The organism is Streptomyces koelreuteriae (genome assembly GCF_018604545.1).
Classification (GTDB): domain Bacteria; phylum Actinomycetota; class Actinomycetes; order Streptomycetales; family Streptomycetaceae; genus Streptomyces; species Streptomyces koelreuteriae.
In genome coordinates this window covers 1,633,326-1,648,357 of sequence record NZ_CP075896.1, presented here as the reverse complement: position 1 = coordinate 1,648,357, position 15,032 = coordinate 1,633,326, and the positions used below count along the sequence as shown (strand labels likewise).

9 protein-coding genes are annotated in these 15,032 nt (G+C 71.1%); 2 read left to right on the top strand and 7 right to left on the bottom strand.

Annotated elements, in window-relative coordinates; translation table 11 throughout:
* Nucleotides 1-2: 2 nt before the first annotated feature.
* The 4 genes from KJK29_RS07250 to KJK29_RS07235 form a co-directional block, all read right to left on the bottom strand.
* Nucleotides 3-1,376 (bottom strand): extracellular solute-binding protein, encoded by a 1,374-nt coding sequence (locus tag KJK29_RS07250; RefSeq protein WP_215117882.1) that lies wholly within the window; start codon nt 1,374-1,376, stop codon nt 3-5.
* 114 nt (nt 1,377-1,490) lie between these two features.
* Entirely contained in the window at nt 1,491-2,090 is a 600-nt protein-coding gene (locus KJK29_RS07245; RefSeq protein ID WP_321170386.1) for a peptidyl-prolyl cis-trans isomerase, read from the bottom strand.
* Nucleotides 2,091-2,140: 50 nt separating this feature from the next.
* The gene (locus KJK29_RS07240) at nt 2,141-6,352 is read right to left on the bottom strand and encodes a glycoside hydrolase family 38 N-terminal domain-containing protein (RefSeq protein WP_215117880.1); all 4,212 of its coding nucleotides are present in this window, start codon (nt 6,350-6,352) and stop codon (nt 2,141-2,143) included.
* Between the two features lie 141 nt (nt 6,353-6,493).
* Entirely contained in the window at nt 6,494-7,378 is an 885-nt protein-coding gene (locus KJK29_RS07235) for a MurR/RpiR family transcriptional regulator (protein WP_215117879.1), read from the bottom strand.
* A 121-nt stretch (nt 7,379-7,499) separates the two neighbouring features.
* Between KJK29_RS07235 and KJK29_RS07230 the strand changes: the two genes are divergently transcribed.
* Nucleotides 7,500-8,264, top strand: coding sequence for a sugar isomerase domain-containing protein (locus KJK29_RS07230; protein WP_215117878.1), 765 nt, complete (start codon nt 7,500-7,502; stop codon nt 8,262-8,264).
* 55 nt (nt 8,265-8,319) lie between these two features.
* On the opposite strand, the gene KJK29_RS07225 is transcribed toward KJK29_RS07230, so the two are convergent.
* A complete protein-coding gene (locus KJK29_RS07225) occupies nt 8,320-11,448 on the bottom strand; it encodes a beta-N-acetylglucosaminidase domain-containing protein (protein ID WP_251057732.1) in 3,129 nt (1,042 codons plus the stop codon).
* Nucleotides 11,449-11,683: 235 nt separating this feature from the next.
* Between KJK29_RS07225 and KJK29_RS07220 the strand changes: the two genes are divergently transcribed.
* Nucleotides 11,684-12,742: a LacI family DNA-binding transcriptional regulator gene (locus KJK29_RS07220; protein WP_215117877.1), complete on the top strand. Its 1,059-nt coding sequence runs from the start codon at nt 11,684-11,686 to the stop codon at nt 12,740-12,742.
* A gap of 36 nt (nt 12,743-12,778) precedes the next feature.
* Here KJK29_RS07220 and KJK29_RS07215 read toward each other — a convergent pair whose 3' ends face one another.
* The gene (locus tag KJK29_RS07215; RefSeq protein WP_215117876.1) at nt 12,779-14,422 is read right to left on the bottom strand and encodes a transposase; all 1,644 of its coding nucleotides are present in this window, start codon (nt 14,420-14,422) and stop codon (nt 12,779-12,781) included.
* A complete protein-coding gene (locus KJK29_RS07210; protein ID WP_215117875.1) occupies nt 14,415-14,990 on the bottom strand; it encodes an IS607 family transposase in 576 nt (191 codons plus the stop codon). Before KJK29_RS07210 ends, KJK29_RS07215 begins: the two co-directional genes overlap by 8 nt.
* Between the last annotated feature and the right edge of the window lie 42 nt (nt 14,991-15,032).

Genomic DNA, 15,032 nt, shown 5'->3' with positions numbered 1-15,032 from the left:
CCTCAGCTGCCCTGCTCTATCAGCCGGGTGGCCTTGGACTGTGCCTCCTTCAGAGCGTCCTCGGCGCTCTTCTTGCCCTGCATGGCCAGTTGGATCTGGGCCGAGATGGCGTTCAGCTCACCGGGGGTGAGGGCGATCTCGTCGGCCGTGGCGGTCTTGCGGTCACTGGCGACGATCTTGCGGGCCTCGGCGAAGGGGTCGTCGCCCTTGACCGACTGGAAGAACGGGTCGTTCAGGGAGGCCGTAGTGGAGGGGAAGATGACGACGTTCGGGTCCTTGGCCCAGGCGAGCTGGTTCTCGGCGTTCGTCAGGAACTGCGCGAAGGCCAGCGCGGTGGGGGCGTTCTTGCTGGTGGACGCGACGCCGACGTACTGCGGGGCGCCGACGGTGTGGCCGAGGGCGTCGAGCATGAACCGGCCGACACCGGTCTTCTTGTAGACGCTCGGGTTGTTCTGCTGGATGAACCGCAGGAAGTTGGGGTTCGTCGGGCCGTAGACCAGCTTGCCCTGGCCGTAGACGTTGGCCGGGTCCTGCGTGGACGACAGGGAGTCCCTGGGCATGCCGCCGGCCTTGTAGAGCCTGGTCATGGCCTCGACCCACTGCGCGGTCTTCGGGTCGTCGGCGAAGGTGAACTTCTTGCCGTCGGCCGAGAGGATCTCTATGCCCATCTGCTGCCAGTCGGCCGGGATGCGCAGCTGCGGATTGGCGAGGAACGCGTAGTACTTGCCGCCGGAGGCCTTGGCCACCTTCTCCGCGTCGTCGAACAGGCCCAGCACGGTCGTCGGAGGTTTGGCCGGGTCCAGGCCCGCCTTCTTCATCAGATCGGTGTTGAAGGTCTGCACGATGCCGCCGGAGTACCAGGGCAGCACGCTGTGCACCTTCTTGCCGTCCGCGTCGGCGTACATGCTGGACTTCCACAGCGCGGGGGCGAACGGCTTGCCCGCGTCCGGCGCCTTGTTGTCCAGGTTGAGCAGGTAGCCGTTCTTCGTCAGCGCGACCGCCGTGTTGACGTTGACGTTCACCACGTCCGGGAGCGTGCAGCCCTGCGCGTCGGCGACCAGGCGCTGGGTGAAGGTGGCGTCGCCCGGGTCGTCGATCCAGTTCACCTCGGCGCCGGGGTGGGCCTGCTCGAAGGCGTCGATGACGCCGTTGAAGTACGTCCCGAAGTCCTTCTTCAGGTTGGTCGTCTGGAACGTGATCTTTCCCTTGACCTCGCCGGAGAGCTTCCCGGAACCGACGTTGTTCTGGTCGACCTTGCAGCCGCCGGCCGTGGCGTCACCGCCGTCGGAACCGCCGCCGGACAGGCCGCAGCCGGCGGCCGTCAGGGTCAGGACGACCAGACAGGTCAGGGATCCGGTGAGTCTTCTTGCGCGCATTGCTGCCCTCCTGGGACCAGTCGTCGCTGGATCGAGTCGCTGGATCAAATCACCAAGTCGGACTTCGATTGATGAAAATGTGGACCAGAATTCATCGGAGGTCAATGGTTTTGCTCAGTGGCGGTGTTCGTGGTCCTGGTGCGTGGGGTCGCCGGGGTGTTCGTAGCCCTCGGCGTACTCGACGTCCGCGCGGGCCTTGTCGAGCCAGGTGAAGAAGGCGCGGTGGGCTGCGGCTTGGCGTAGTTCGCCTTCGATGTCGTGGCGGACCTGCTCGTACGGATGGATGTCCGAGGGGGCTGGTGCGTCGTAGGGGTCGACGCCGCGGCGTAGGGCGTCGGGGGTGAGGAAGCGGTCCTGGTTGCGGTCGTAGTAGTCGCGTACGGCCGTCTCGGGGATGTGCTGCTCGTTTTCCAGGTCGGTGAGCAGGGCTTGGGCGGCGGGGGAGTGGGTGAGCGCTGCCGCGATGATGCTGCCGAGGGTTGCTACGTCGGGTTCGGGGATGGTGAGCCGGTGTGGGGGGAGGGTGGCGGGGGGTGGGGGGAGGCCTCGTTCCGCGCAGGCGTGGCGGGCTAGTTCGTCTGCGATGAGTACCTGGGTTGCCCAGCGGCGTTGTTGGCGGTGTCGTCTTGCGGGTGCGGCGGTGTTGTGGCTTGTCGCGCAGTTCCCCGCGCCCCTAGGGGGCGATGTGCCGCCCCCACTTAGGAAGGCTGCCACCTTTTCCTTCGGTAGTGCTTCGCCCCGGACGCGTGCCGCGTGATCTTGCGTCATGGCGTCACCACCAGCTCCACGGCCTTCGTGTACGCCACGCAGCCGTGCCAGGCCAGCTTCGCCAGTAGCCAGTACGAACCCGGTGGGATCGCTGAGCCGTCCACCTCGATCATGGACTCGGTCTGCTCCCCGCCCGGCAACGTGAAGCCCTGGCAGCCCGGGGTGACTCCCGGCCAGGTGCCCCAGGAGGAGACGGCCCAGATCGTGCCGTTGACGGGGGTGTGGGTGGGGTTTCGGAGGGTGAGGGGGACCCGAGTCCGTTCTCCCCGGCGGACGGTCACCTGCTCGACTCCCAGGTCCGCCAGCAGGGTCGGGCCGGTGTGGCCGTCCGGTACGTCCAGGGACACCGCGTCCTCGTACGTCTGGCCGCCGTACGACAGCCGGGCGGCGAGTCGGTGGCGGCCGGGGGTGGGGTCCGGGGGCGGGGTCACCGTGATGTCCGTGAGGGTGAAGCCGCCGGGGGCGAGGGAGTACGGGAGTTCGGCGGGGTCGGTGGTCCAGCCGGGTGGGGGCTCGAAGGTCACCGTGCCTGACACGGGGGTGTCGGTGAGTTCCGAGGAGACCCGGACCGTCGCGGTGACGGGGCCGTCGGCGGTGAGGGTGGTGGGGGAGAGGTAGACCGCGAGGGGCATGTTGCCGCGTGGGGCGGGGCCGGAGTTGTGGAGCCAGTAGCGGGTGGCGATCGGCTGGGCGGGCTCGTGGGCGTCGATGCCCGGCCCGGGCGCGAGGTCCGGCGCGTGGGCCGGGGTGGCCAGGATCGTGGCGACCTCGAAGCCGGACAGCTCCACCCCCAAGGCGCCGTCCCCGTCCGGGGCGAGTGGCTCCCCGGGTGTCTCCAGGACGTCGGCGCGGGCGCCCGCCGACCAGGGCAGCGGGCCAACCACTCGTGTCCGCTTCGGGCGTCCGTCGGCCTCGTGCACGCGGACCACGACGCCCTGCCCCGGGTCCACGGGAGCCGCGCCGCCCCGGGCCAGCGGGGAGCCGGCCGGTTTCAGCGCGTCGAGCAGTACCTCGCCGTCGGATTCCAGGCCCAGCAACGTGACTTCCCTCGGGAGAGCGCCCGAGGAGCGACGGAGCCGGGCCGTCAGGGGGCGGTTGAAGGCGTGCCCGGCCTGGGGCAGGCGCAGTGCGCGCCAGTCGCCCGGGCCCGCGACCACGGCGTACTCGAAGGTGTGCGACCAGCGCTGGAGCTGGAAGCCGGAGCCGTCCGGGGCGGTGCGGCGGGGCGGGTCGATCCAGATGCCGGACGGCCAGCCGGTGCAGGAGCGCATCAGGGACATGTAGAGGTCGCCGGAGGAGGTCACCACGCAGCCGGGCGTGCCACGGTTGAGGACGGCGAAGCCGCGTCCGTCCCAGGCGTCGCCGGGCGGGAGTGCCTCGCCGCCGCCCGCTGCCGTGGCCGTCACCGTGAAGTCGTCCAGGTCGGCGACGATCGCGTCGACCGCCTTGGCGTCGTCCTCCGGGCGGGCGCCCGCCACCACCAGCAGCGGCAGGCGTTCCAGGTCGCGCAGGTCGGCGCCGGGGATCCACTCCTCGCGCAGAGAGGCGCGCGGTGCGACCCAGACGGCGGCCACGCCCCGCTCGGCGAGCTGGCGCCGGAGTTCCCGCCCGGCCGCCGGGTCCCAGCCGAGCGCCTCGGCGACCACGGTGCTGCGGTCGGGGCCGCCGACGGCGATCCGGATGTCGGGGAGGTTGGAGTCGACCTCCAGGTCGCCGTAGCGGGGCCCGCCCGCGATGGTCGAGGTCGCCGTGACCCCGGCCCGGACCAGGGCCGCCGCGAGCGGGGCCCCGAGGTCGCCCGCCGTGTCCCAGTCGGCGTAGACGAGTTCGGCGACACCGATCGAGCGGTGCCCGAGGAGCGTGCCGGAGTCGTCGTGCACCGCGACCCGGGCGGTGGAGCCGAGACCGAACCAGGTGTTCGCCGGGTTGTCCAGCGTCCAGGGGAACCGCTCGCTGTCCACCTCCACGAACCCGAACCCGCGCCCGATCACCGCGTCCGCCACCTCGTGCACCGGCAGCCCGCCCCGTACGTCCGACGGCCAGCGCACCCGGATCAGCCGGTCGGCGCCGTCGTAGCCGTCGAGGGTCGTGGTGACGTCGAGCCGGTCGACGCCCTGCCACAGCGTCAGGCGCTGGGTGCAGCGGAAGAGGCCGAGATCGGCGGTGACGGTGAGCCGGGAACCGGCGGCGGAGTGCTCGGCGCGCACCTCGGCTCTCACGTCCCGGCCGCGGGCGGCGGTCGTGCCGGTCGGGGTGAGGTGCCAGGGGCCCTCGCCGAAGCGCGGGTGCCTCGGGTACTCCTCCTGGACGACGATCTCGTTGCCGATGTCCCCGGGCCGCAGCAGCTCCCGGCCGCCCTCGGCCAGGGCGCGCAGACTGCTGACGCCACCGCCGCGTGCCGGATCGACCGTCACCTCGTAGAACTCGTTGCGGATGGTGAGGCCTTCGGCGGGCTCCCAGCCCGGGACCGATCCCTCGGTGAGCGGGAGCGCCTTGAGGCCCATGCCGGGCACCTCCGGGACGACGACATGCAGGCGGCCGTCCTCGCGGACCGCGGGGAGCCCTTGGGGCACGAGGCCCGGGTCGTCGACCGTCAGCACGTCCCGGCGCGTCCAGGTCGCGGAGTTGAAGACGACCAGGTCGGGGCCGTCGCCGGGAGCCACCTGGTCGGCCAGGGCCTGGGTGGCGTCGGCGTGCACGCTCACCGCCAGGTCGTGCAGCTCCCGCCAGCCGGTCATCAGGTCGATGTACACCTGGTCCGACTCCGAGCCGGTGATGGCGTCGTGGTGGGCGCCGTAGACGAGCTGCCGCCAGGCCTTGTCCAGGGCCGCGTCCGGATAGGGGTGCCCGGTGACGAGCGAGGCGAGCGTCGCCCAGGCCTCGGCGTCGGCGAGGAGCGATTCGCCGTGGCGCTGGGCCTGCTTGGTGTCGATGTAGGAGACGTCCTTGCCGGTGTAGATCGGGTTCATGTCGCGGGTCTGCGGGGAGGCCTTGCGGCCCTCCGCCTCCAGCTCCGCGCGGACGGCGGCGAAGAAGTCCCGGGGGATCGCGCTGATGAAGCGCGGCCACACGTACCGGGCGTTCCAGTCGCGGTGGATGTCCATCACCCAGCGGCACGGCGGCGCGTAGTCCCCGCCCACCGGGAGCAGCACATTGCGGGTGAGGGCGACCTGCTTGAGCCGCTGGAACAGCTTGTACGCGGCGGCGTTCGCCTCCGGCAGGGTGGGGGCGTTGTCGATCGCCCAGCCGGCGCCGTAGTGGTTGACCATGTACGCGGTCAGCAGGCCGCGCCCCGACGGGGCGATCCAGTCGAACTCGGCCGGGAACTGCATCCGGCCCGGGTCCCTCGGCTCCTCGCCGAACACCGACAGCGTCGGCCCCCACTGGTGGAACGGCCCGCGCGCCCACGAACTGGACGTGACCCCCGCGTCCGCCATCAGCCCCGGGAATTGCGGGTCGTGCCCGAAGGCGTCCAGCTGCCAGGCCGTCTCGGGCGAGGCCCCGATGATCCCGCGCTGGAAGCCGTCGCCGTACAGGGCGTTGCGCACGGTCGCCTCGGCGCCGGTGAGGTTGGTGTTGGGCTCGTTGTAGGTGCCGCCCATGATCTCGACGCGGCCGGTGCGGATCAGCTGCCGCAGGAAGGCGCGCTCCTCCGGGAAGGAGTCCCAGTAGGGCTTGAGGTAGTCGACCTCGGCGAGCACGAAGGTGTACGCCGGGTCGCGGCGGGCCAGGTCGCAGTGGGCCCTCACCAGGCTCATGCCGGACTGGCCGCGCGAGTCGAAGGTACGGGCGGGCAGCCCGCTGGTCGCCGGGTCGTCGGCGACGTCCCAGGTCTCGGTGTAGGCGCCCTGGGTGTTCCACCAGACGGGGTCGTAGTGGAAGTGGCTGACCATGAACATGGTCCAGCCGGGCTCGGCCGCCGTGAACTCGCCGGTGTGGGTGGTGACTTCGTCCCCGTCCGCGGCGGTGACGGTGATCTCGCGGCGGTCGCCGGGGACCAGGTCCTCGCCGGTCACGGATATCTCGGCCCGTACGGTGCCGTCCTCGCCGACGGTGGTGTCCGTGCTGCCGGTGAGGCCGCCCGGGCCCTCGACCGTGAGCCGGACGGTCCGGCCCGGGGCATGGCTCAGCTCGACGGCCACCACTTGGCGGGGCTGTTCGGTGGTCCCGGTGAAGAGCTCGGTCGACTCGACAGAGGTGAGGCGCATGGGGCTCCTACGCGTGCGCTGGGGGAGCCCCATCCTGCACGGCAGGAATGATTCAAACAACCATCTTCACGTCAACTTGGTGGTTCATCCATGCACCCTCGGCCAGGCTCACCCGCCGCCCTCGCGCCTCCTCGGCCAGGCTCACCTGGTCCGACGGGACTTCACCGCGTGTTGCCCGGCGATGTGGTCGGTCAGTGCCAGTGAGGCGCTCGCGCGCTGGTAGGAGAGCTGGGCGACCCGGACGTACAGGCAGTCGATGAGCACCAGCACGCTGTGCCGGGCGCCGATGCTGCCGGTGCGGAAACTGGTCTCCGAGGACGAGGAGACGAGCCGGACGTCGGCGGCCCGGGCCAGCGGTGAACGGGTGTCGGCCGTGATCGCGATGGTGGTGGCCCCGCGCTCCTTGGCCAGTTCGAACGGCTCGATGGTCTCGCGCGTCACCCCGGAGTGGGAGATGCCGATCGCCACGTCCGCGGGTGTGAGCAGGGCGGCGGAGGTCGTCGCGGCGTGCACCTCGGTCCAGCCGCGCACCGCGCAGCCGATCCGGAACAGCCGGGTCTCGGTCTCCTGCGCCACGGCCCCGCTGCCGCCGACGCCGTAGACGTCGATACGGCGGGCCCGGGCGGTGGCCTGCGCCGCACGCTCGACCGCGTCGAGATCGATCCGGTCGATCGTCTGCTGCACCGCCCGCAGATCCGCACTGCCGACGACCTGCACGACCCGCTCCAGGCTGTCGTCCGGCGAGATGTCCGGACCGATCTCGGCGGTCCCCCAGTCGGAGACCTCGCCCCGGCCGCGCTCCTGGGCCAGTTCGATCAGCAGGTGCTGGTACGAGTCCAGCCCGATGGCCCGGCAGAAACGGGTCACCGTCGCCTGCGAGGTGCCGGTGCGGCGGCCCAGCTCGGCGGCCGAACAGTGGGTGACGGCGGCCGGATCCTCCAGGATCAGCTCGCCGACCTTCCGCAGGGAGCCCGCCAGCCGGGGCAGCTCGGTGCGGATCAGTGTGGTGACGTCCGTGGGAGGCATGGGGAGAAGGTACCAGCCACCCTTCCCCGCGTGACTTGAATACCAGGACCCGATATGGTTGGTGGATTCATCGATGGATAAAATATAGGGTGGTTCAATCCATCAGTGGGGAGTGTGTCGCGTGTCCGTCGAGTCTGTGAGCGCCCAGGGGTTCGCGCGGGAGAGCCTCACCGTCCTCCAGAAGGTCATCGAGTCCGCCCGCGACGATGTGGCCGCCGCCGCCGACCTGGTCGCCGAGTGCGTGCGCGCCGACGGCGTCGTCCATGCCTTCGGCACGGGCCACTCGCAGGCCCTCGTCCTCGAACTGGCCGGGCGCGCCGGCGGGCTGGTCCCCACCAACCGGCTGAGCATCGCCGACCTCGTCCTCTACGGCGGCGAGGACCCGTCCGTCCTCGACGACCCGCTCCTCGAACGGCAGGCCGGGGTGGCGCAGCGGATCTACGACCTCGCCGCCCCGAACCCCCAGGACCTGTTCGTCGTCATCTCCAACTCCGGCGTCAACAACGTCATCGTGGAGATGGCCCTGCACGCCAAGGAGCACGGCCACCGCGTCCTGGCCCTCACCTCCCTCACCCACACCCGGGCCGTCCCCGCCGCCCACCCCAGTGGGCGGAAGCTGGCCGACATCGCCGACGTCGTCCTCGACAACGCGGCCCCGCGCGGCGACTCCCTGCTCGAACTCCCCGGCGGCGGCTCGGTCTGCGCCCTGTCCACGCTCACCGGCGTGATGCTGGTCCAGATGACCGTCGCCGAGGCCGCCGGACGCCTCCTCGCCGCCGGCGAACGCCCCCCGGTCTACGTCTCGGCCAATGTGCCCGGCGGTTTCGAGGGCAACCTGGAGCTGGAGAAGAGGTACGCGGGCCGGATCCGCCGCACCGCGAGCTGAACCGGACCGTACGAGACGGCCGGGGCCCCGATGAGGGACCCCGGCCGTCCGCATCTCACTTCACGGGCACGGGCACGGGCACAGGTACAGGCACCGGCGTCAGCGCGACAGCCAGCGGATACGCCCCGGTCGTCAGCGGCGCCCCGACGGCACCGGACGCCGTGTCCACGGGGACCAGGGCGCCCGCGTCGGCGGTGGTGACGTACGCCGTGCCGCCGTCCCAGTCCAGGGCGACGTCGAAGGCGGACCTGCCGACCGTCACCGTCTTGCCCGGGGCGCCGGTGACCGTGTCGACGGGCGTGACGGTGTCGCCGGTGCTGGGGCTGACCCACAGGGTCCGGCCGTCCGGGGAGAGCGCGAGACCGTAGGCCTGGCCGGAGACCAGGAGGGTCGGCTCGGTGTCGTTCGTGGCCGTGTCGATCGGAGTGACCGTCGAGCCACCGGAGTTGGACACGTACACCGTCTTCCCGTCCGGCGCGGCCACGATGTTGAAGGGGCTCGGGCCCACGGGAACGGCGGCAGCGGCCTTCCGGGTAGTCAGGTCTACCGGCGTGACCGTGTTGTCCTTGATGTTGGGCACGTAGAGCGTCCGGCCGTCCGGCGTGATCGCCATGTTCTCCGGCCCGTTGCCGACCTGGACGGGTGCTCCCGGGGTGAGGGAGGCCGTGTCGACGGGCTGGACCGTGCCGTCCCCGTAGTTGGCGACCCACAGCGTGCGGCCGTCCGGGGTGAGCGCCAGCCCGGCGGGGATCTTGCCGACGGAGACCGTGGCGGTCACCTCGCCCCGCGCCACATCGATCACGCTGACCGTGTTCGAGCCCTGGTTGGCCGCGTAGGCGGTGCGCCCGTCCGCACTCGTCACCACCTCACCGGGGTTGGCACCCACGGCGATGTCGGTGGTCTTCTTCGAGGACAGGTCGACGGAACTGACCGACGCCCCGCTGAAGTTGGCCGTCAGGGCCCTCGACGAGCCCGTGCCGTCGGTGATCTGGACCGGGAGCGCACGGTCGAGGACGCCCTCGCCGGCCACCCCGAGGGACCGCACTCCGGCACGCGCGTTCTCCCCGGCCGTGACGGTGACCGTCGCCGACGCGCTGCCCCCGGCCGGGACGGTCGCGGTGCCCTCGGCGGGGGAGACGGTGACGCCGTCGGGGGCGGTCAGCTTCCAGGTCACCGTCCGGGCGGCGGTGGCGGCCCGGTCGGAGAAGGAGAGCGTGATCTTCGCGGAACCGCCCGGCTTCAGACTGACGGAACCCGGCGCGAACGCCGCGTCCACCCCCGGGTCGGGCGCGTTCTCGATCATCGCCGTGTAGAGGAACCGGTCCATCACGCCCGGAGAGACCTGCTGGGGTATCGCGTCCAGCTCCTTGCGCTGGGACCTCAGCCGGTTCCAGTACGTGGCGACCGCGTCGGAGTCACCGCGCTTGCCGGCCAGCAGCAGATCCACGGCCGTGCGCCCCGCGCCGCCGTAGCGGCCGAGCTTGTCCAGCCAGGCCGACGTCTCCCGGAGGAACCCGGGGTTGTCCAGGCGGGCCCGGAGTTCACGGGGTGTGGCGGCCATATCGGCGAAGTACGACCGGAGCGCGGCGGCGGCATGATCGAGCCCGGAGTCCTCGTCGTACGCCTTGTGGAACGCGGCGATGAGGGCGCTCAGCGTCGGGGACTCGGTCGCGTCCAACTGGGACGAGTAGTTGTTCTCGGCGAAGATCCGCAGCCACTCGGCGGCATCCGGCCCGGCCAGATCGCGGACGGAGGCGAGGAACGCGGCCCGTGGGTCGTAGCTGTCCGGGTTCCACAGATAGGCAGCGGAGGTGAACAGGGCGAGCCGGCTCGCCTGGCCCTGGACCATCGGATTGGCGGTCACCCCGGTCGCCGCCTTCGCCACGCCGGGCTCGCGGCCGGTGTAGGGGCCGAGCAGGAGGCGGCTGGTGACGTAGTCGTTGACCGGGTAGTTGTCCCAGATCAGGATCGGATGGCCGTAGACCTCACGGGCCTTCGCGACCTGCTCGGCCGTGATGGTCGGGGCGATCACGCCGACGCCGGTCCACTCCACGACCACCGACGGGTCCAGCTTCTCCCGCAGCGCCTTCTTGTAGGGGGAGTCGGCGAGGTCGGAGTACTCGGTGGGGACCATCTCCAGGGGGTGCAGGCCGGAGTGGCCGGCCGAGAAGTCCTTCCAGACCTCGTTGAGGAGATGCGCCTGCGCCGCTCCCGCCGCGCCGCCGCCCGTGCCGAACTCTCTCTCGTCGGCCTCGCAGTTCCATTTCGTGTAGCTGATGTCGTCCAGCGGGATCGCGAAGGAGCGCACCCCGATGGCGTACAGCGAGTCGAATTTGCGGGTGAGGGCGGCGATGTCGGCGGCCGAGGAGTAGCAGACGGACAGCCCCGGGGAGAGGGCGTAGGTGAAGCGGACATGGTTGGCGTCGGCCCGGTCGACGAGTTCCTTCAACTGCCGCAGTTCGGCGGGCGGATACTCGTCGCGCCACCGGTCACGCAGGTACGGGTCGTCCTTGGGGGAGTAGACGTAGACGTTCTGCTTGGTGCGGCCGTAGAAGTCGAGCTGGCTCAGCCGCTCGGTGTGCGACCAGGGGGTGCCGTAGAAGCCCTCGATCACTCCGCGCAGCGCGGCCGTGGGCCAGTCCCGGACGGTCACCACCGGCACGGTTCTCGTGACCAGTTGGCGCAGGGTCTGGGCGGCGTAGAAGGTGCCGGTGCGGTCGGTGCCGGACAGGGCGAGGAGGGTGCGGCCGTCCTCGCGGCCGGAGGCGAGGACGTAGCCGCCGGAGGGCAGCCCGGCGGGGGAGGGGGCCTTGAGGTGCTTCAGGGCCGCGGCCGTCGCGGTGTTCTCCTTCGGGCCGCCGATGAAGACGGTGAACCCGGCCTTCGCGGGCGGCTTGTCGGCCGTCACGATCCGCTCGGCTCCGGCGTCGCGCAGGACGCTCTCGACGACCCGCCGGGCCGACGGGTCGCTCCCGCGTCCGACGACCGTCACGACCCGTTCGGGGACCGCGAGCCGGCCGGGCCCCGTGTGCATGCTCTGCGGCCGTGGCCACACCTGGGGCGGGGCGGCGGTTTTCGAGGGCTGGTCCGGTGCGGCGGCCGAAGGCGGCACCTGTGTGAGCGTGAGGCCGAGGGCCAGCAGGAGCGCGGCGCCGGGCAGTCTGAGACGAGTGGCTGGGAACACGGATTCTCCTTCCCGGGAGAGGGATGAAGGGAGAGGTGAATGGAGCCACCGAGTGATGCTAGAGATGCTGAATCAAGCAATCAATGGGGTGTCGGAGATCGGCTCCGTCCGGAGCATTGACGCCGCCCGCCCTTGCTCCCACACTGGCGTGACTACGTAGTCAAGCAAGCTCTTTCTGCCTTGATGCCGCGATTGACTACGTAGTCCATGCCCGTGCCACCTCCTGGGAGCCCTCATGACGACGAGTGGAGCCGCCGACGGCCGTCGCCGTCGTGGTCCCGGCATGACCGAGGTCGCACGGGCCGCCGGGGTGTCGCAGAAGACCGTCTCCCGGGTCGTCAACGGCGAGCCGCATGTCAGCCCGGAGGTGCGCGATCGCGTGCTGAGGGCCATCCGCGAACTGGACTACCGTCCCAACACCGCGGCCCGGGCCCTGCTCCTCGGCCGCTACCGGCGGATCGGCGTGGTCTCGCTGGGCAGTTCGCTCTACGGCCCCTCGACCCTGCTCATCGCCCTGGAGCGGGCGATGCAGCGCGCCGGGTATTCCGTCGCCCTGGCCAGCACCCTGGAGGGGCAGAAGGTCTCGGTCGCCGTGGACGCGCTGCTGGAGCAGGGCGTGGACGGGATCGTGCTGTCCGAGCCCATCGACGACGGCGTGCCGCTCCGGCTCAGCGCCGATGTGCCGGTGGTCAGCGTCGGCGAGGGCGTGGAACTCGCCCAGGGCACCTGTGCCGTGGTCGGCGGCGACGGCGTCACGGCCGCCCGGCTCGCCACCGAGTATCTGCTGTCCCTGGGCCACCGCACCGTCTGGCACCTGCCAGGACCGCAGGACTGGTGGGCCGCCCGGGACCGGCTGCGCGGCTGGCGCGAGGCCCTCGCCGCCGCCGGCGCGCCCGAACCGCCCCTGCCGTCACCCGGCGACTGGAGCCCGGCCTCCGGGTACGCCGCCGGACGGCAGCTCGCCCGGCTCTCCGATGTCACGGCCGTGTTCGCCGCCAACGACGACATGGCCATCGGCGCCCTGCGCGCGTTCGCCGACGCGGGCCGCGCCGTCCCCGGTGACGTGAGCGTCGTCGGCTACGACGACATACCCGCCGCCGCCTATCTCTCCCCGCCGCTGACCACCGTCCGGCAGAACTTCGCCGCCGTCGCCGACCGCGCCGTCGACGTACTCATCGCCCTGATCGAGGGCCGCCCCGCACCGGCCGAACCCGCCGACCAGGCGGTCGAGTTGACCGTGCGGGCCTCCACCGGCCCGGTTCGGGACCCGGGCCTCGCGCACCCCCACCCGTAGCCGCACCACGTGAGGAGTCACGTGTGTACACCGTTCCTAGAGACTGAGTGGGAGTGAGTTCTGTTGCCAGACCCCATGCTCAGCCGAACACCCCGAACGGTCTTGGGTGTTCTGGTTCACCGCGTTCGCTCCGCGTCCGGCGCGAACGGATCGTGTCCGTGGTCCGGGGGCGCGGGGGCGGTTTTCCTCGCTTTCTCGGTCGCCGGGTCGGGCCTGGGCGGTCCGATGCCCGTGCACATCTCTCTGGTGTGCACGGGGCGGTGTCGTCCGTCGCCTGATCCGGTGTCCGAGGGCGCGCCTGCCGATGGCCACCGAAGCGGCGGCGTGTCGGCTGGTCTTGTGGGTGTTGCTGGTGAGGGGAGCTTGCCAGTGCTGGGCGCCCCAGAGGCTGGTGTAGGCGGGGTCGACGGCGATCACGCCGATGCCGGCTTCCGCGCACATGGACAGCAGTCGTGCGCGCAGTCGGCCGGTGGGGATGCCGGAGATGAGCTGCCTGAAGCGCTTACGGCGGCCGTGTTTCTCGCGTGTGGTGGAGTCGGTGAAGTCGAGGTCTTCGATCGCGACGGCCTTGACGCCGGTCTGTTTGGCCCAGTGCAGGAGGCGGGTGAGGGCGTGGCGGAGCTGGGCGTCGCGGTGCGAAGCGCTGCCGCTGAGCTGGTAGTTGAAGCGGCGGGGCGTGCCGCTGGGGTTGCCGTGTTCGTCGAGGCGCCATGCAGCGAGGTGGTCGGCGTTGGTGTCCACGGCAATCACTCCGTGAGCGCGCAGCGTGGCCAGTGGCACGACGGGGAAATCTTTGCGGGTCCAGGAGGCGTCGAGATACCAGCGGCCCCGGGCCGTGTCCAGGTGGATGCGGTAGGCCACAGCCCGGTTCGCTTGGATCCGGTCTCGCCATTCGTCGCCCCGGTGCCAGAAGGTGACCTTCGCGGCCAGCACGTACCGACCATGCTTGGTGTTTGCGTGCTCGGCGAGGGGGGCGGGCAGCTTGATGCTGATCTCGCCGTCGGCGCTGACGCGGATCGTCTCGTTCCCGAACCTTTTACCGGACTCGCCGTCGGCGGTCAGGAACCACCGCGCCGCCTCCCACTGTGCCCGCCACTGCGCCTCGGTCAGGTTCGCGGCGGTGAGGTTGTGACGGGTGCCCAGCAGTCGCCGGCCCCCGCGTGTGATCGACACCCGTCCGGCGTCGCGTTCGGCCCTGATCTGCTCGTAGCGCTCTTCGAGGATCGCCAGGCGCCGGGATTTGTTGAACCACTCGTGCGAGGACCGGTAGCCGCCGGGCTTGCCCCGGCTGCCCTTCTGGCCGACGGGCAGGGACAGCCGGTAGCGGATCATGCGTATACCGGCATCCAGGGATTGCTGGTGCGCGTGCTGCGCACGCCGGGACAGACCCCACTGGTCGTGTGTGCTGGCCGTGATCGAACCGGCCCAGCGGGAGGACGACAACGCCGTCAGGTCGCGTTTGCGCCCGGCCCACGTGTCGGTGGAGTGCTCCAGGCCGTCACGGCACCTGCGGGCCAGATCACGCGAGGCCAGCATGCCCAGGTGCGCGCCGACCAGGCGCAACACCTTCTCGTCGTCGGCCGTCAGTTGCTTGAGTCGGTCGCGGATGCTGACGCCCGTCGGGCCGTCGGCGACGAACGGCCGGGCAATCTGCCGCAGCGGCCTGCGCTGGTCAGCCATGCTCGGCAGCGTGAAGCGCCTTGCGGGCACGGTTCTTCGCCGACCGGTGCCCGTACAGGCGGGCACAGAACGAGGTCAGCACCTCCGCCATATCCGGCACCAGGTCGTCCTCGACCTCGCCGTCGTCTAGCACAACCAGGCGGCGCCCCGTCGCGGACAGGGCGGCCTCGACCAACTCGACGTTCATGCGGCCAAGGCGGTCCTTGTGCTCCACCACCAGAGCCTGCACGGCCGGATCGGCAAGCAGCCGCCTGGCCTTGGGACGGGATCCGCGAATGCCGGAGGCGATTTCGGACTCCACCCGCACCACCCGGTGACCCGCGGCGGCAGCCCACCGGGCCAGCCGGGCGACCTGGCGCTCCAGATCGTCCTTCTGATCGTGCGAGGAGACGCGGGCATACAGACCCAGCCTGGCAAATGCCTCGGGCGCGGCGTTGGCCCCCGCGTTCACGAGGATCGTGCGCGGTCCTACCCGCTGAGCCGGTACCGGCAGCGTCCCCTCACGGAACCAGCGATACGCGGTCTGCGGATGCACGCCCTGCGTCTTGGCCCATTCCGTGAGATTCACGCTCTGACAACGACACTCACTCATACATGGTTACGCTCACTT